We start from the raw sequence: 17,271 nt of genomic DNA, 5'->3' as shown, positions 1-17,271 counted from the left end.
TTACTTGCGATTGAAGCGCTGCGCCGCAGCGATCGCCTTGGCGATATCGAAGAAGCGGCCCGATGTGGTGCGGCGTTCAGGAAAGACGAAACCGACCATGTTGTCGATCGCAAGCACCAGCCCGAGAGCCAGGATCAGATAGGCGAGAGCGGCGATCGTCACGACCAGCATTTCCCCTCACACCGGAACGACGAACATGTAGCAGCTGGCTACAATCAGGGACACGAGGATGACGTCGAAATAGCCTTTGTTCATAGCGGTTCTCCCATTCTCGCCATAAACATTCGAGGCGATCTTTGGTTCCGCTATTCGTGGCCATTTCACGGCAATTTTTTGAAGTTGCCCCGCTGTTGACGCCATTTTCCTGGAATTATCCCCCCGGGGCGCGAACCGCCCGTGAATCACACCATAAAACGCAAGTAATTCAGATATATGACATGAAACAGCTGACGCGGTTTTCATCGCGTCTGCGCGTCGCCGACTGGCATGCTGCTTCGTCTGCCTTCAGGCAGACTTGCGGGTTGCCGTCTTCTTCGGAGCGGCTGCAGCTTTGACGGCGCCATTGGTCTTGGTGCCGGTCGTAGCGGTCCGCTTTGCCTTGGTCTTTACTTCGGTGCCGTCCTTGGAGGCCGCAGAGGTTTCGAGCGTCTCGCGCTCCTTCCTTGCCTGCTCCCAATGAATTGAATCGCGCCCCGTCGGATGGCCCTCTTCTTCCCAGAGAGCATATGCACGCTTCTTGATCCACTCTTCGCGAGTTTCTGCCATCGCTGATCTCCCGTCACAACATGCCGCAGTCAAACGCTAGACTAGGTGGGATGGTTCCAGAGGAATCATGCAGTTTCAAGAAGAATTTTGACACACTGCAAAACATTGTTTGCGCTGCAACATAAATGGGCAGTGAAGCCTCTTTAATATTCAGTGGTTTGTACTTTTCTGCCCAATAAAGCGGCGTTCGCGCATCCCGCGCAGAAACGCCAACGCCGCAGGGAACAAGCGGCCGCTCCTGGCAGTTCAAGACCCGTCGCATCGGATCAAGCGGGGTAGGCATGCAGAAGACGGGAAAGCGCAGGATGGCCTGGGGGCCGCAAGCAATCGACGGCGGCATGCGCTTTCGTCTGTGGGCGCCGGGAGAGGCCGAGGTTTCGCTGCGCCTCAATGGACGCGATATGCCGATGGTGCGTTTCGAGGATGGCTGGTTCGAGGCGGCGATCGCCGACGTGAGAGCGGGTGACGCCTATGCCTTCGTCACCGGGGATGGCCGCGCAGTACCCGACCCAGCCGCCCGCCGCCAAAAGGGCGGCGTCCACGGATTGTCGCTTGTCGCTTCCTCCGACTACCGCTGGCGCTCCGACAGCTGGACGGGCCGCGATTGGGAAGAGGCCGTCATCAGCGAAATCCATATCGGCACCTTCACGCAAGCAGGCACTTTCGCCGGTGCTGCCGAACAGCTCGCCGATCTCGCGGCCGCAGGGATTACCGCAATCGAAATCATGCCGGTGGCGCAATTCGCGGGTCAACGCGGCTGGGGCTATGACGGCGTGCTGCATTATGCGCCGCATCCCGCCTATGGCACGCCGGATGAGTTCCGCGCCTTCATCGATGCCGCGCATGCTGAGGGCATCATGGTGCTGCTCGATGTCGTCTACAATCACTTCGGGCCGGAGGGAAATTATCTCCACGGCTACGCGCCGGAGTTCTTCCGCACCGACCGGGCGACGCCCTGGGGCGATGCCATCGATTTTAGCCAACCGGCGGTGCGCCGCTATTTCATCGACAATGCGCTCTACTGGATCGGCGATTTCCGGCTGGATGGCCTGAGGCTCGATGCCGTCGAGCAGATCCATGACATGTCGGCCCGCCATGTGTTGGACGAGCTGGCACAGGAGGTACGGGCCGCTTTTCCCGACCGCAAGGTGCATCTGGTCATCGAGGACCAGCGAAACCTGGTGAGCCTTCTCGAACGCGACGCCCGCGGCGGCATAAAGGCATTCACCGCGGAGTGGAACGATGACTTCCATCACGTTGCCCATATCATCGGGACCGGCGAGGCCGATGGCCACTACACCGCCTTTGCCGGAGATCTCTGGCAGAAGACCCGGCTCGCCCTGCAGCACGGCTTTGTCTATCCGGACCGTGCCAACCCGCCTGTGCTGCCGGATGGCGAGCGAGTCTACCTGCCGCCGGAAGCCTTCATCAACTTCCTGCAGAACCACGACCAGATCGGCAACCGCGCCTTCGGCGAGCGTCTCGTAAGCCTCGCCCCGCAAGAGACAGTCGAGGCGCTGACCGCCATCATGATGCTGTCGCCGCAGATACCCTTCCTGTTCATGGGCGAGGACTATGGCGAGAGCCAGCCCTTCTATTTCTTCTGCGACTATACGGGCGAACTCGGCGAGATCGTCCGCAAGGGTCGCATGGCCGAGGCGGAAGGTTTTGGCGGGTTGAAGGGCGGCCGCTCGAAGGATGAGCTGCCGGACCCGAATGCCCAATCGACCTTCGACGGCTCGAAGCTGCAATGGCAGCGCGCCCGAAGCCCGGAAGGCCGGCGCCGGAGAGATCTCGTGCGCGAGCTTGCCCGTCTCCGCCAGCGGCATATCGTTCCGCTGATCAAGGAGACCGGCCGGGTGTATGCGAAGGCGTTGGAGACCACGGACGGCGGCCTGGCGATCGATTGGCATATGGAGGGTGCGGTGCTGCAGCTGCGCGCCAACCTTTCGGGAGAGCCGTTGACGCTCCCCGCCGCCAGCGGCCGGCCGATCTACGGCGCGCCGCCGGATAGCGGGCTCTATGCGCAGAACACGGTTGTTTTCGCCATCGCCTGATCCCTGATGAAAAATTCGCGCAGAACGCGAAGGGCGGCGAATTGAACGCCGCCACTTTACGTCTATATTTCGAGCCGATGTTCTATCTCATATCGACTTACTGGCCGCATATTCTCTTCGTCATATCGATCGCCATGGGAGCAGCGGCGGCGATTCATGCTGCCATGACCAAGGAAGAGGTGCGCGCCGCGATCGGCTGGGTCGGCGTCATTATCCTGTCGCCAATCGTCGGCGCCGTGCTCTATGCGATCGCGGGTGTGAACCGCATTCGCCGCAAGTCGCTCAGCCTGCGGCGCGACGCGCTGCTGCCCGAGGATGAGCTCGATGAACTGGAGACCTTCGATGCCGACGCCGAGACCGTCATCGGCGGCTTCGGCTATCGTTTCGCCGCACTGCAGACTCTCGGCGATCGCGTCGCGCGCAATCCGCTGACGACGGGCAATACGATCGACATGCTGGAGAATGGCGACGATGCCTATCGCGCCATGAAGACGGCGATCGATGGCGCAGCGCGCAGCGTGCTTCTCGAAACCTACATCTTCGATCGCGACAAGATCGGCCTCAGGATCGCCGATGCGTTGATCGCGGCGGTCAAGCGCGGCGTCGAGGTTCGCGTGCTGATCGACGCGGTTGGCGCCCGCTATTCGGTGCCCAGCATTCTCGGCTATCTCTCGGAGGGCGGCGTCACCGTCTCGGTCTTCAACGGCAATGTCATCATGGGTCTCCGGCTGCCCTATGCCAATCTGCGCACCCACCGCAAGATCGTCATCGTCGACGGCCGGATGGCGCTGACCGGCGGCATGAATATCCGCGAAGGGTTCAGCGAAGAGATATCGGGTGAGGGCTATGCCCGCGACACGCATTTCTCCGTGACCGGCCCCGCCGTCGCCGATCTCTTCGACGTGGCCGCCGAAGACTGGCGCTTTGCGACGGGCGAACTCCTGAACGGGGAGCCCTGGCGGATCGAGACACCAGAGCGCGAACCCGGCGATCCCGTTTTCATGCGCGTCGTCGCCTCCGGCCCTGACCGCAGCGTCGAGACCAATCACAAGATGCTGATGGGCGCCTTCTCCGTGGCGCGCAAGTCGATCCGCATCATGTCGCCCTATTTTCTGCCGGATCGGGAGCTGATCAGCGCGTTGGTCACGGCGGCGCGTCGCGGCGTCGAGGTCGATATCGTCGTACCCGCCGTCAATAATCTGATGCTGGTCGACAGGGCGATGACGGCGCAGTTCGACCAGATCCTCAAGAATTACTGCCGCATCTGGCGGGCGACCGGCAGCTTCAGCCATTCGAAGCTGCTGACGGTCGATGGTGCCTGGGCCTATGTCGGCTCGTCGAATATCGATCCACGATCGTTGCGGCTGAATTTCGAGATCGATCTCGAAGTCTTCAACGAGGGATTTGCCGCCGAGATCGACGAACATCTCGAGGAACTCCTGCGCACGGCAACGCGCGTGACGCTTGAGGGGCTGCGGTCGAGACCTTTCTATGTGCGGCTGGTCGAAAAGGTGCTGTGGCTCGGTTCGCCCTATCTCTGATTTTCTTGATGCAAGCTATGGCCGCCCGCGGCGTGCTGCCTATAATCCCTTCCAGAGCCACTTTCGATCAACGGAGCCATGCCCACTCCGATGCATGCCAGAAAAGACAGCCTCCCCGCTAACATCCTCGCTTCGATCCGCAACAGGAAGAAGCGGCTGGACGCTGCGCTTGCCGAGGCGCGTCCGCGCGCCGAGGGCACGCTGATCGCCTCCTACAATGTCCACAAATGCGTCGGCGTCGACCGCCGCTTCGATCCTGAGCGTACGAGCCGCGTCATCCACGAGATCGATGCCGATGTCATCGCCCTGCAGGAGGCCGACACCCGTTTCGGGGAGCGGACCGGCATTCTCGATCTCTCCCGCCTGGAGCGCGAGACCGGGCTGATCCCGGTGCCGGTCTCCGGCATGGCGAAGGCGCATGGCTGGCACGGCAATGTTGTGCTGTTCAAGAAGGGGCTTGTCCGCGACGTCCACCAGATCGTTCTGCCGGGACTGGAGCCGCGCGGAGCCCTCGTTGCCGAAATCGAACTCGAACGCGGCGGCGCCTTGCGCATCATCGCCGCCCATTTCGGGCTGCTGCGCCATTCACGCGCCCGCCAGGCGCAGATGCTGGTGGAACTGATGAACGACCGCCACGAGATGCCGACCATCCTGCTCGGCGATCTCAACGAGTGGCGGCTGGGCGACCGCTCCTCGCTCAACACCTTCCAGTCGGCCTTCGGCCCGCAACCGCCCGCCGTTCCCAGTTTCCCGGCGCGTCTGCCTGTCCTGGCGCTCGACCGGATCATGGCGAACCGAAAGGGTGTGCTGACGACAGTCGAAGCGCATGACACACCGCTCTCCCGCGTCGCTTCGGACCACCTGCCGATCAAGGCGATCGTCAATCTGCAGCAGATCGAAAAACTGACGACGGCATAGGCTTTTTCAGCGCATTTGCTCGGCATAGATGAAGTGGTTGCCGGGCTTTGCGGCGATGACCGCATCGAGCGCGGCGGCAGCAATCGCTTCCGCCGGATTGAGATGGAATTTCTTCGGCAGAACCGGCGCCAGAAGCCGGACCAATGCCAGCGCCGCTCTTTCCGCTCGCCGCCGATCAGGCTTGGCCTGCAGATCGTCAGGGATTGAAACCCGATCTTCTGGATGTCCCGTTCGACCTCGCCTTTCGTCCGCGTGTAGAAGTTGACGGATGTCGCAGAAGCGCCCATGGCGGACACGAGCGCATAGGTTTTGATACCGGCGTCAAATGCGGCCTTGCCGAAAGCAATCGGCAGTTCGTGGTCGACGTAGCGAAACGCCTCCTTCGAGCCGGCTTTGGCTTGCGTGGTGCCGAGAGCGCACAGGACCGCGTCCGGCTGGTGGGAGATGGAGCTTTGAACAAGCTCCTCAAGACGCGGTGCAACGGGATTCAGCAGCCGGTCGCGGGTCGGGAGCGGCGTCCTTGCCGGCGCAATGACCTCTGAGATTGCGGCGTTGGCAAGCGCCAACTCCAATGCCTTGTTGCCGACAAGTCCCGTCGCGCCAAGCAATAGCAGCTTCATTTTCCACTCTCACAACTTGAGATAACGACCCGTAGAGAACGCCACGCCCCGGAAACCGTCAAGCGATCGCCGGGGTATGCGATCTAGACGCCAGGGCTGCCCTGAGCTTCATTGGTGACGGTTTCCCACTGGGCCCAGTTACTCAGTCGCGCCTCGTAGGCCGATCTGAACTTCGTGATCGTTCCCTTGCCGAGCGCCAGGCGTAGTGGCGGTTTATCGGCGTCGACCGCTTGAAAGAGCGCCGCGCTGGTGGCTTCCGGGTCGCCAAAATCCTCAGGTTTGAACGAGGCGCGAATGGCTTGGCGTATCGGATTATAGACCTCGATGGCCGGCGCAGAGCGGGCCGATGAGCCGAAACCTGTGGTGAAGTGGCCGGGTTCGAGGATCGTGACGTTGATGCCGAATGCCGCGACCTCTGCAGCCAGACCTTCCGACATGGCCTCGATCGCAAATTTGGTTGCCGTATAGGTCCCGCCCGTCGGGAAGCCGATCACGCCGCCGATGCTCGATACCGTTATGATGTGACCGCTGACCTGCGCGCGCAGGATCGGCAAGACGGCTTGCATCAGCCAGAGCGTGCCGAACAGGTTGGTGTCGAAATTGACACTGGCCTGTTCAGGCTCGATCTCCTCAATGGCGCCGAAATAGCCGTAGCCTGCATTGCTGACCGCGACGTCGAGGCGTCCGAAGTGGCTATGTGCCTTGCCGACCGCGTCGAAGACGGCGCTGCGATCTGTGACATCGAGCGGCAGGATGAGGACCGCGTCGCCATAGGTGGCCGCCAGATCGTTGAGCGATGTGGTGTCACGTGCGGTGGCGGCGACCTTGTCACCGCGCCGCAGTGCGGCCTCGGTCCAGACAAGTCCGAATCCCCGGGCCGCGCCGGTAATGAACCAAACTTTGGGCGATGTCATCCTGCTGTTCTCCGTTAAATTAATTGCACTGAGTGCAAAATAAATATCGCACGGAGTGCAAGTTTGGCAAGCGCCTTTTTTGCGGTAAGAGTGGTCGTCATGGAAACCGCTGACACCGCCCCCATCGGCTTGCGCGAGCGCAAACGCAGGTCGACACTCGACCGTATCGCCAAGACCGGCCTGAAACTGTTCATGGAAAACGGCTATGAGGCCACGACGCTGGATGCCATCGCGGCGGCGTCGGGAATATCGCGCCGGACGTTCTTCTCGTACTTGAAGTCGAAAGAGGACGTTCTTCTCGCCCACGAAAGCGGTGACATCCCCGACATGCTGCGGCCCACATTTCTGGCGCAGTCGCCGGAACAGCCGCCGCTTGAGGCTGCTCGCAAGACATTTCTCATTCTGGCTTCTAGATATGAGAGCAAGGAATCCATTCTCGCCGACAGGATCCTGCGATCGACGGAAACACTGCGGCTCCGCAAGGATGCGCTGCACATTCAGATGGAAGATGTGCTGGCAGACGCGATGTGCGAACTATGGCCGGACGCGGCGAGACGGCCGGGCTTGCGGCTTGCGGCGATCATCGCCATGGGAACCCTTCGCTTCGCCAAGGAGAACTGGCGGCAGGCAGACGCAGCGCATCCGCTTACGCACTACATCGATGAGGGCTTTGATCTCCTTCAGCGTCAGCCAGGCCTGACGACGGCATAGGCCGGAACGAAAAAGACCCGCCGCAAGCGGCGGGCCTTCCGGAGACCGCGGTCTCTTTCCTTGGGAGGAACTATTCGGCCGCCTGCAGGGCAGGAACCTGCTCTTCGGGTATCTGGCCGGAAAGGGCGCTGGCGAGCATCTTCGTGTCCAGTTCGTTTTCCCAGCGGGCGACGACGATCGTGGCAACGGCATTGCCGACGAAGTTGGTGAGCGCGCGGCATTCGGACATGAAGCGGTCGATGCCGAGGATCAGTGCCATGCCGGCAACCGGAACCGAGGGAACGACGGAGAGCGTCGCGGCCAGCGTAATGAAGCCCGCGCCGGTGATGCCTGCGGCACCCTTGGAGCTCAGCATCGCCACGAGCAGCAGCAGGATCTGGTCACCGAAGCTTAGCGGCGTATCCGTTGCCTGGGCGATGAAGAGGGCGGCCAGCGTCATGTAGATGTTGGTGCCGTCGAGATTGAACGAGTAGCCGGTCGGGATGACGAGACCGACGACCGAGCGCTTGCAGCCGGCGCGTTCCATCTTCTGCATCAGGCCGGGAAGGGCAGCTTCCGACGAGGAGGTGCCGAGAACCAGCAGCAGCTCTTCCTTGATGTAGCGGATCAGCGCGAAGATCGAGAAACCGTTATACTTGGCAACCGCGCCGAGCACGACGATGACGAAGAGCAGCGACGTTACGTAGAAGGTGCCGATCAGGAAGGCGAGATTGGCGATCGAGCCGATACCGTATTTACCGATGGTGAAGGCCATGGCGCCGAATGCGCCGATTGGGGCGGCCTTCATCAGGATGGCGACGAGGCGGAAGATCGGGGCGGTCAGGGCGTTGAGGAAATCAAGCACCGGCTTGCCGCGGTCGCCGACCATGCCGAGCGCGATACCGAAGAGCACCGAGAAGAACAGCACCTGCAGGATATCGCCCTGCGCGAAGGCACCGACGATGGTATCCGGAATGATGTTCATCAGGAAGCCGGTGATCGTCGCGTCATGCGCCTTGCTGGCGTAGCTGGAGACGGCATTGGCATCGAGCGAAGCGGCCGAGATATGCATGCCGGCGCCCGGCTGCAGAACGTTGGCGATCAGCATCCCGACGGCAAGCGCCAGCGTCGAGAACACGAGGAAGTAGATCATCGCCTTGCCGGCGACGCGGCCGACCTTCTTCAGATCCGACATGCCGGCAATGCCGGTGGCGACGGTCAGGAAGATGACGGGTGCGATGATCATCTTCACGAGCTTGATAAAGGCATCGCCGAGCGGCTTCAGCGCGGTGCCGGTATCCGGATAGAAGTGACCGAGCAGGATGCCGGCCACGATGGCGGCGATGACCTGTACGTAGAGATGCCGGTAGAACGGCAGTGGTGCACGCGGCTGCGTGTCCTGGTGTGCAATGTCCATGTTATCCTCCATGTCGCCCAACCAAGGGATCCTGGCTCTCCCGGGCGAATTGCGTTTCATCGCTATGGAAACAGCAATCGGCGTGCCAAACTCGATGCTGACAGGTAACGTCATGTTTTTGTTGCGTTGTCTGTCTGGTCATAAAACGCGCGGCTAGGCATTGTGCGTAATTCCGCACGATTTGATTTGAAGAAAGTGCGGATTTATGCTCAATATCTGCGATGTCTATTGTTCTTCCACGGACTGAAGAAGCGCGCCTGCGGCTCGGCATTCGCCGGACGTGGATTGCCTTCGCGCTGATCTCGGCCTTGATCGCGGCAGCCGCGCTGACTGCGGCCGCGATCTACGGCCGTTCGGCCGCGCTTGCCGCGCTGGAGCAGCAGGGGCGCACCGATGCCAACCTGAAAGTGGCGCTGCTGCAGGCCGTGCTGGAGCGGCCACGAGCGCTGCCCTTGCTCCTGTCGCGCGATCGCGACGTCGAGGATGCGCTGACGACGCCGGGGCCGGAGAAGAAGGATGCGCTGAGCCGCAAGCTCGAGGATCTGGTCAACGGCACCAACGCCGCGGTGATCTATGTCGTCGGCGCCGACGGCATCGCGGTGTCGGCGAGCAACTGGCACGAGGCGACCAGTTTCGTCGGCAACGACTACACGTTCCGCAACTATTTCACCCGCGGCATGCGCGAGGGCATGGCCGAGCATTTTGCACTCGGCTCGGTCAGCAAGCGTCCCGGCCTCTACATTTCGCACCGCATCGGGCCGGCCTCTGCGCCGCTCGGCGTCGTCGTCGTCAAGATGGAATTCGACCAACTGGAGAGCGACTGGAGCGATACGCAACGCCCCGCTTTCGTCGTCGATGACCATAATGTCGTGCTGATCACCAGCATTCCCTCCTGGCGGTTCATGACGACGGAGGCGCTGTCGCCCGATGGCCTCGCGGCGATCCGCGAAAGCCTGCAGTTTGGCGATGCGCCGCTCCTGCCGCTGCCGTTTCAGGAGGAGAAGGCATTCGGCGCCGATGCCGGGTTGATCCGCGCCATTCTCCCAGGCGGCCGCGCCGCCACCTATCTCAAGATCATGACGCCGGTGCCCTCGACCAACTGGACTTTCGAGTACCTGTTGCCGGTCGAAATTCCGGTGGCCGCGGCCATCCGCGAGGCTCTGCTAGTCGCGGCGCTGGTGCTTCTGACGGCGATCGCCATTGCGGCCATCTGGCTGCGCCGCCGCGAGGCGGCATTGATGACCATCGTGCGCCAGGAGGCGGCACGCGAGGAGTTGGAGCGGCGGGTTGCTGAGCGGACGCGCGATCTCAGCGAGACCCGCGACAATCTTCAGGCCGAAATCGTAAGGCATCGCGAGACCGATGCGCGTCTGCAGTCCGTGCAGCAGGATCTCGTCCAGGCCAACCGGCTTGCCATTCTCGGCCAGGTCGCCGCCGGGGTTGCTCACGAGATCAACCAGCCCGTCGCAACGATCCGCGCCTATGCCGACAATTCGAAGGTCTATCTGGAGCGCCAGCAGGTGGCGCCGGTGATTGAAAATCTCGAGCTGATCGCCGGCCTGACCGAGCGGATCGGCACCATCACCGAGGATCTGAAGGCGCTCGCGCGGCGGGGCAGGGCGGTGGCCGAGCCGGTCGCTGTCGGTGAGGTGATCGAGGGTGCCTTGATGCTGCTCCGCAGCCGCTTCACCGGCAGGCTGGATATGCTCGCCGTCGCCCCCGTCGCCGAAGGGCTGAGTGTGATGGGCAACCGGCTGCGGCTGGAACAGGTCTTCATCAACCTCTTCCAGAATGCGCTGGAAGCCGTGGAGGCACAGGATGGCGGGCGCGTGGATGTGGCCGTGACCGCCGCCGGCGAGGATATCGCCATAGCGGTTGCCGATAACGGACCGGGCATTGCTTCCGATATTCTCGAGGCGCTGTTCGAACCCTTCAACTCCTCCAAGGAAAAGGGCCTCGGCCTCGGCCTCGTCATCTCCAAGGATATCGTTTCGGATTATGGCGGCAGTATCGAGGTCGAGAGCGGCCCGGCCGGTACCCATTTCATCGTCCATCTCAAGAAGGCTTCGACATGAGCAGCGCAACTCCGGTCTTCCTGATCGACGACGACAAGGATCTGCTGCGCGCGACCGGCCAGACGCTGGAGCTCGCGGGCTTCGAGGTCAGCCGTTTTTCGTCGGCTGCCGAGGCGCTCGGCAGGATCGAGCGGAATTTCGCTGGCGTGGTCGTCTCCGATATCAGGATGCCCGGCCTTGACGGCTTGCAGCTGTTTCAGCGCATCCGCCAGATGGATCACGAACTGCCGGTCATCCTGATGACCGGCCACGGCGATATCCCGATGGCCGTCAAGGCGATCCAGGACGGCGTCTATGATTTCATCGCCAAGCCCTTCGCGACCGAGCGTCTCGTTCAATGCGTGCGCCGGGCGGCCGAGAAGCGGGCGCTCGTTATCGAAAATCGCAGCCTTCGGGAAGCTGCGCAGCAGGCGGAGCAGGGCATGCCGCTGATTGGCCAGACGCCCGTCATGGAACGGTTGCGCCACATGCTGCGGCAGATCGCCGATACCGATGTCGACGTGCTCGTCACCGGCGAGACCGGCAGCGGCAAGGAAGTGGTCGCGAGCCTGCTGCATGGCTGGAGCCGCCGCGCCAAGGGCAATTTCGTGGCGCTGAACTGCGGCGCGCTGCCGGAGCAGATCATCGAAAGCGAGCTCTTCGGCCATGAGCCGGGCGCCTTTACCGGCGCGCAGAAGAAGCGCGTCGGGCGCATCGAGCATTCGAGCGGCGGCACGCTGTTTCTCGACGAGATCGAGAGCATGCCGCTTTCGACACAGGTGCAGATGCTGCGCGTCTTGGAGATGCGGCAGGTGACGCCGCTCGGCACCAATGAGGTCCGCCCGGTCGACCTGCGTGTCGTCGCCGCCGCCAAGGTGGATCTCGGCGATCCCTCGCAGCGCCAGAGCTTTCGCGAGGATCTCTATTACCGGCTGAATGTCGTGACGCTGGCGATCCCGCCGCTTCGCGAACGGCGCGACGACATCCCGCTGCTCTTCACCTATTTCGCCGAACGCGCCGCCCGCCGCTTCGAGCGCGATATCCCATCGCTGACACCCGCCATTGCCCGGCATCTGAAGGAACATGACTGGCCGGGCAATGTCCGCGAGCTCTCCCATTTCGCTGAACGCGCGGTGCTCGGTATGCAGCCGCCGGAGCCGGTTACGGAGATCGAACCGGTTACCGGCGAGGGGACCCCGCTCCCGGAGCGGCTGGACCGCTACGAGGCCTGCATCATCCGGGAGACGCTGACCTCCTTCGGCGGCAATGTGCAGCAGACGATTGCGGCGCTCGGCATTCCCCGCAAGACCTTCTACGACAAGCTGCAGCGCCACGGCATCGTCCGCAGCGACTATGCAGATAAACGCTGAGGCATCACCGGGATTGCGTGATCCCGGCCACGGTGATCTCGGGGCTGCTATCCACCACGAGATAGAGGGTACGCAGCATGTCTGCCGCCATCAGCAGTGCCCGGGCGAGTTCCGAAAGCTGGTGCCGCTCCGGCGATGACGCGATCTTCAGGAGATCGAACACGGTGTCATAGCTGCTGTTGTTGGGCATGCCGACCCGCGTGCGCATGTCGCGGATCATCGTGACGGCCCTGAGGATCAGTCCCCGGGCATCGGTATGGCTCAATCTGTCGATCTGGTTTGCAGCCCGGATCAGTTCCGTAATGAAGGCGTTGGTACTGGACATATGTGCCTCCTCACGCTGCACTGCCCTGCCACGACAAAAAAGTCTTGAGCCCGCCACGCGATACGAAGGCGAGCCCGTCATCGGATTTTCGGATTGAGAGAGGCCCCCACAGCCCCTCGGCGCCGGGACATAACCACAAAGCATTCGGGCTGTCGCGTGACACTGCCGTGACGCAATTTTCGTGGCGGGCCGGGATGTGGGAGCGATCGGGTGGATGGACGGTGCGCAATTCGCGTGTTGCGCTCGGGCGCTGAGGAAGTGAGGCCCGCCGAATTCCGGTTCAACGGGCCCCGCCTTTGGTGGCGGTCATCTGTCCTGCCCACCATAGCCAGTTGGATATGCTCGCGCGGGGCTCGATCGGCAATCTGGCCGAAAGTGGTAGGCGTTCTACCCGCCAGCCTCGATGCGCCACGCCTTGCGCAGCTTCGCGCAAGAATCAGCTAATATAAACATGATGCGAGGCAGAGGGCGATCGATGCGGCTGTCGCATATATCGATGTTTGCATATCTGATCGCGGCCTGCTTCTGGCTGGCCGCTTCCGGAGCCTGCGCCCGCGATCCGGCCCCCTGGAACAGCCCCGACGCGGCACTTGTCGTCGACGCCTATGAGATGAACCCGATCGACTGGCAGGCTCTGCTCACCGACAAGCGGATCGCCGGCGTGATCTCCAAGGCATCGGACGGCCTGCCTGAAGTGTTCGATTGCAGCGGCGAGCATCGCGGCGATACGACCGCCCATTGCAAGACGATGTGGCGCAAATATGCGGTAAGCCGCGAGCTCTACCAGACGCGCAAATTCATCGCCAAGCAGAGCGGGCTGCTATGGGGTGCCTACCATCTGGCGCGGCCCGGCAATCCGATCGACCAGGCAAACCATTTCCTCGACTATGCCGAGCCAGGCCCCGACGATCTCATGGTGCTCGATCTCGAAGGGCTCGATGGCGAGCAGTATATGTCGCTCGCCGATGCGCAGATCTTCGCGGGGCACATCCGCGCCCGGACCGGCCGTTATCCGATCCTCTACACCAATCATGTGACCGCCCGCTATATCGCCGCCTACCGGCAGACCTACCGCATCCTGTCACGGCTGCCGATCTGGTATGCGCGTTACAAGCCCGGCGTCGATGGCGTCTTCCCGATGGGAAACTGGCAGCAATATTTCCTCTGGCAGTTCTCCTCGGCGGCGAACTGCTCGAAGCGGCGCTGTCCCTATCGCGTGCCGGGAACGCTGACCGATATCGACGTCAATCTCGCTCCGGTCCCGCGCGACCAGCTGAAGGCGATCTGGGCCCAGGGCGGCCTGTTGCCGCCGCAGGATCCGGATCCGCCGCTGATCCTCGCCAAGATCGAGCTTCCGGGCGTCTATATCAAACAATATGACGCCGATCTGCTGATCACCTCGGCGATCCCCGGCGACGGACGCCGCTGACGCCGTCAGCCGATCCGCTGGCCGCTATCGGCATCGAAGACATGGATAGCACCCTTCGATAGCGACAGCTTCTGGCTGCTGCCGACCTCGAACCAAGGCCGCTCGCGCAGAACCGCCGAGACCAGCTGGCTGCCGAGCTTCAGCTCGAGGAAGGTTTCGGAGCCGGTCGGCTCAATATTCTCGACGGTGGCCTCGAGCGACCCTTCCGGGCCGAGGGCGATTTCTTCGGGGCGCTTGCCGATGAGCAGCTTCTGGCCGTCTTTCACACCGGCCGGCGCAGTGAGACCGGAAGCCTGTCCGCCCTGCAGCACCAGCTGTCCGGCGGATACGGTTGCCGGGAACAGGTTCATCGCCGGCGAGCCGATGAACTGGGCGACGAAGGCATTGGCCGGCCGGTCATAAAGCTCCAGCGGCGTGCCGATCTGCTCGATGCGCCCGGCCTGCATGACGACGATACGGTCGGCCATGGTCATCGCCTCGACTTGGTCATGCGTCACATAGACCATCGTCGTTCCCAAACGCCGGTGCAGGCTCTTGATCTCACCGCGCATCTGGACGCGCAGCTTGGCATCGAGATTGGAGAGGGGCTCGTCGAACAGGAAGACCTGCGGATTGCGGACGATCGAGCGGCCCATGGCGACGCGCTGGCGCTGGCCGCCGGAAAGCGCCTTCGGCTTGCGCTGCAGCAGGCTTTCCAGGCCGAGGATCTCAGCGGCCTCGCGTACCTTCTTCTGCTTCTCAGCCTTGCTGGCGCCAGCAAGCGTCAGCGAGAAGGCCATGTTTTCCTCGACGGTCATATGCGGGTAGAGCGCATAGTTCTGGAAGACCATCGAGATGTCGCGGCTCTTCGGCGGCAGGGTGTTGACCACCTTTCCGCCGATCGAGATCGTGCCGCCCGAAATGTCCTCCAGCCCGGCGATCATCCGAAGCAGGGTGGACTTTCCGCAGCCCGATGGCCCAACGAGGACGACGAATTCGCCGTCGCCGATCGCCGCGTCGATGCCGTGGATGACCTCGGCGCTGCCGAAACGCTTGGCGACCTTGTCGATCGTGACGCTTGCCATGAAGTCCTCCTTATGCCGCGCCGATATGGATGCGCGTGGCCGACAGGGCGCCCTCGTGGATGATCAGGCCGGCGGAACCGCCGGCAAAGGTCTGGTCATTGGCCTCGACCACGGTATCGCCGACCTTCACCGAAAGCTTGCCGCCCTTGGCCGAGAACTTCATCGTGAAGCGCGTCTCGAACTCGACGCGAAGCGGCGCGGAGGCGAGCACGGTCTGCTTTTCGTCCTTGCGGCAGACGATCTGCAACTGCCCCTGGCGCGTCACCTGGGCCGCATAGTAGCGGCGCTGGCCTTCGGCGCGGATCACCAGGCCGCCGTGATCGCCGAGATGCAGCATCATGTCGGCTTCGATTGCGTAGTCCGTCCAGTCGCGCGTGCCCTGCAGGATCATGCCTTCGCCGCGGTTCTGGCTGATGCGGAAATCCTGCGGGAAGTTCTTCGAGAAGAAGTGCACGTTGCTGACCCAGGCGCGGCGCCAGAAATCGCCGCCGTCTTCGGGACGACGGAAGGTGACATCCGGGCAACCGTCCCAGGTGACGGTATCGACGAGCACGCGGCCGTTGGCGCGTCCCTGCGGGACACTCAGTACGATGCCGATTTCGGCGATCGGCTGGTGGCCGGTTGCCGGAACGGTCCATTCCAGCGTCGCCGAGCCGCCGGGGCCGAGCAGCTTGCCCGAGGGCATGTCGATATCGACGAGATTGTCGCTGCCGTCATAGTGGCGGATGCGGAGCTTGGCTTCGACCGTGCCGCTGTTTCCGGCTTCGGCCGAAAGCGTGGCGCGCAGCGTCTGACCGGCGTGAATGCGCGGGCTGGCGACCAGATCGTAGGTGCGCATCTTGGTGACTTCGTGCGGCGTGAAGACTGGCGTTGTTGCCGCAGCCTCGCGGCCTGGCGCCAGCGCCAGATAGTCGATCGCCAGAGCCGAACCGGTGCCGGTGACCTTGAGGCCGTCGAGCGCCGTCTGGCCGGCCTGCGGGCGGAAGCCCTGGACGGAGCCCGGCAGCGCGAAGTGGAATTTCGCACCGTTCTTCGGCGCCGGCTTTGCCGCCTCGCCCGCAAGCTTGCGCCCGAGATTGGCAAGCCACAGCGAAATATCGGCGGCATCGGAGATCGAGCGGCCGCCATCTGCGGTCGACATGTAGAGACGGTCGGCAACGGGGCCGCGCCAGTCCGGCCCGGCATCGAGGCCGTCGAGACCCAGCATGATCCCGTGCAGGCATCCGAGGTTGCCGGCGTTGCAATCGGTATCCCAGCCGGAGGTGTTGACGATCATCTGGCCGCGCTGGAAATCGTGCGGGGCATGCAGCAGCGCCATGATCATCAGTGCGTGGTTCGGCACGACATGGCAGTTGCCCGGATATTTGTCGTAGCCGTAATTGTCCTCGATCTTCTGGCGCGTCGCTTCCCAGTCCTCGTTGCCGGAGGTCCAGTTGCGGATATCGCCGACCAGCCTGGCGATCAGGCTGTCCTTGGGGATATGGGCAAGGCCGGTGTCGAGCAGGTGGTTCACATCCTTGCTGACGAAGGCTTCCGCCTCCATCGCCGCCCAGAGCACGGCGGCGTTGACGGCTTCGCCGTCATGGCTGACGGAACCGGCAGCGCGCGCCAGCTTTGCGGCCTGTGCCGGGTTGCCCGGCGAAACCAGAGCCCAGCCGTCGATGAAGATCTGTGCGCCGATCTGCTCGGCGACGGTCGCGCCATTGACCTCGATCGAGCCGGATGCCGGAGCCGGGATGCCGCGCTGCAGGTTGAGCCAGGCGGTGTGTTCAGTCGAATTGCCGGCGCCACCCCACCAGAGGATTGAGCGTTCCTCGATGATGTAGTTCAGCCAGGCCTTGCCGATGTCTTCGGCCGAGAGATCCGGCGAAATGCCGTAATCGTCGAGGGCGCGCGGGAAGGTGAAGGTGCCGGCGACGTCGTCGTCCGTCACGACGAGCGGATCGCCGAGGCGGTCGTGGACGTAGTAGGTGATCGGACCGAGCTTCTCGAGGATGTCCTTGTAGCGCCAGTTCTCGAAGGGGCGGCCGAGATAGACGCCGATCAGCTTGCCGAGAACGCCGGCATAGACGCGGTTGGTGTAATCTGCGGGGATTGGCATGCGAAA

Annotated in this window: 16 protein-coding genes; 8 read left to right on the top strand and 8 right to left on the bottom strand. The window is 62.9% G+C overall.

Translation table 11 applies throughout. The features are described 5' to 3' along the window. Together ACQZ5H_RS12235 and ACQZ5H_RS12230 are read right to left on the bottom strand one after the other, a co-directional pair. The gene (locus ACQZ5H_RS12235) at positions 1-171 is read right to left on the bottom strand and encodes a hypothetical protein (protein WP_449097849.1); all 171 of its coding nucleotides are present in this window, start codon (positions 169-171) and stop codon (positions 1-3) included. 333 nt (positions 172-504) lie between these two features. Continuing rightward, on the bottom strand, positions 505-765 hold the full coding sequence (locus ACQZ5H_RS12230; protein ID WP_449097848.1) for a DUF2934 domain-containing protein: 261 nt from the start codon (positions 763-765) through the stop codon (positions 505-507). Positions 766-1,046: 281 nt separating this feature from the next. Between ACQZ5H_RS12230 and treZ the strand changes: the two genes are divergently transcribed. The 3 genes from treZ (at position 1,047) to ACQZ5H_RS12215 (ending at position 5,281) form a co-directional block, all read left to right on the top strand. After that, on the top strand, positions 1,047-2,822 hold the full coding sequence (treZ, locus tag ACQZ5H_RS12225) for a malto-oligosyltrehalose trehalohydrolase (protein WP_449097847.1): 1,776 nt from the start codon (positions 1,047-1,049) through the stop codon (positions 2,820-2,822). A 77-nt stretch (positions 2,823-2,899) separates the two neighbouring features. After that, positions 2,900-4,363 (top strand): phospholipase D-like domain-containing protein, encoded by a 1,464-nt coding sequence (locus ACQZ5H_RS12220; RefSeq protein ID WP_449097846.1) that lies wholly within the window; start codon positions 2,900-2,902, stop codon positions 4,361-4,363. A gap of 90 nt (positions 4,364-4,453) precedes the next feature. Then, on the top strand, positions 4,454-5,281 hold the full coding sequence (locus ACQZ5H_RS12215) for an endonuclease/exonuclease/phosphatase family protein (protein WP_130283621.1): 828 nt from the start codon (positions 4,454-4,456) through the stop codon (positions 5,279-5,281). 6 nt (positions 5,282-5,287) lie between these two features. Here ACQZ5H_RS12215 and ACQZ5H_RS12210 read toward each other — a convergent pair whose 3' ends face one another. Then, on the bottom strand, positions 5,288-5,425 hold the full coding sequence (locus tag ACQZ5H_RS12210; RefSeq protein WP_449097845.1) for a hypothetical protein: 138 nt from the start codon (positions 5,423-5,425) through the stop codon (positions 5,288-5,290). Here ACQZ5H_RS12210 and ACQZ5H_RS12205 point away from each other — a divergent pair. Further along, a complete protein-coding gene (locus tag ACQZ5H_RS12205) occupies positions 5,425-5,823 on the top strand; it encodes a hypothetical protein (RefSeq protein WP_449097844.1) in 399 nt (132 codons plus the stop codon). The two genes, ACQZ5H_RS12210 and ACQZ5H_RS12205, sit on opposite strands and share 1 nt — an antisense overlap. A gap of 161 nt (positions 5,824-5,984) precedes the next feature. Here ACQZ5H_RS12205 and ACQZ5H_RS12200 read toward each other — a convergent pair whose 3' ends face one another. Further along, positions 5,985-6,815, bottom strand: a complete 831-nt coding sequence (locus tag ACQZ5H_RS12200; protein ID WP_449097843.1) for an SDR family NAD(P)-dependent oxidoreductase — start codon at positions 6,813-6,815, stop codon at positions 5,985-5,987. Between the two features lie 99 nt (positions 6,816-6,914). Here ACQZ5H_RS12200 and ACQZ5H_RS12195 point away from each other — a divergent pair, with 99 nt between their 5' ends. Further along, a complete protein-coding gene (locus ACQZ5H_RS12195; RefSeq protein WP_449097842.1) occupies positions 6,915-7,526 on the top strand; it encodes a TetR/AcrR family transcriptional regulator in 612 nt (203 codons plus the stop codon). A 70-nt stretch (positions 7,527-7,596) separates the two neighbouring features. Here the strand turns inward: ACQZ5H_RS12195 and ACQZ5H_RS12190 are convergent, their stop codons facing one another. After that, on the bottom strand, positions 7,597-8,922 hold the full coding sequence (locus ACQZ5H_RS12190) for a dicarboxylate/amino acid:cation symporter (RefSeq protein ID WP_112712213.1): 1,326 nt from the start codon (positions 8,920-8,922) through the stop codon (positions 7,597-7,599). A gap of 221 nt (positions 8,923-9,143) precedes the next feature. On the opposite strand from ACQZ5H_RS12190, the gene ACQZ5H_RS12185 reads away from it, so the two are divergent. Both ACQZ5H_RS12185 and ACQZ5H_RS12180 read left to right on the top strand, forming a co-directional pair. Next, positions 9,144-10,997 carry a sensor histidine kinase gene (locus ACQZ5H_RS12185; RefSeq protein ID WP_449097841.1) on the top strand — a complete coding sequence of 618 codons (1,854 nt, stop codon included), beginning with the start codon at positions 9,144-9,146 and terminating at the stop codon, positions 10,995-10,997. Next, the gene (locus tag ACQZ5H_RS12180; RefSeq protein WP_449097840.1) at positions 10,994-12,346 is read left to right on the top strand and encodes a sigma-54-dependent transcriptional regulator; all 1,353 of its coding nucleotides are present in this window, start codon (positions 10,994-10,996) and stop codon (positions 12,344-12,346) included. The genes ACQZ5H_RS12185 and ACQZ5H_RS12180 overlap by 4 nt, the downstream gene beginning before the upstream one ends. Before the next feature lie 4 nt (positions 12,347-12,350). Here the strand turns inward: ACQZ5H_RS12180 and ACQZ5H_RS12175 are convergent, their stop codons facing one another. Then, on the bottom strand, positions 12,351-12,671 hold the full coding sequence (locus ACQZ5H_RS12175; protein WP_112712207.1) for a hypothetical protein: 321 nt from the start codon (positions 12,669-12,671) through the stop codon (positions 12,351-12,353). A gap of 454 nt (positions 12,672-13,125) precedes the next feature. Between ACQZ5H_RS12175 and ACQZ5H_RS12170 the strand changes: the two genes are divergently transcribed. Next, positions 13,126-14,100, top strand: a complete 975-nt coding sequence (locus tag ACQZ5H_RS12170; protein WP_413712518.1) for a glycoside hydrolase family 25 protein — start codon at positions 13,126-13,128, stop codon at positions 14,098-14,100. 5 nt (positions 14,101-14,105) lie between these two features. On the opposite strand, the gene ACQZ5H_RS12165 is transcribed toward ACQZ5H_RS12170, so the two are convergent. Both ACQZ5H_RS12165 and ACQZ5H_RS12160 read right to left on the bottom strand, forming a co-directional pair. Beyond that, on the bottom strand, positions 14,106-15,164 hold the full coding sequence (locus ACQZ5H_RS12165; protein WP_449097839.1) for an ABC transporter ATP-binding protein: 1,059 nt from the start codon (positions 15,162-15,164) through the stop codon (positions 14,106-14,108). A gap of 10 nt (positions 15,165-15,174) precedes the next feature. After that, complete coding sequence (locus ACQZ5H_RS12160; protein WP_449097838.1) at positions 15,175-17,265, bottom strand: ADP-ribosylglycohydrolase family protein; 2,091 nt, start codon at positions 17,263-17,265, stop codon at positions 15,175-15,177. Positions 17,266-17,271: the final 6 nt, after the last annotated feature.

The sequence above is a fragment of the Rhizobium sp. 21-4511-3d genome, from assembly GCF_053522545.1.
The sequence above is the reverse complement of the archived record's forward strand: the minus strand, read 5'-3'. Positions and strand labels throughout refer to the sequence as shown.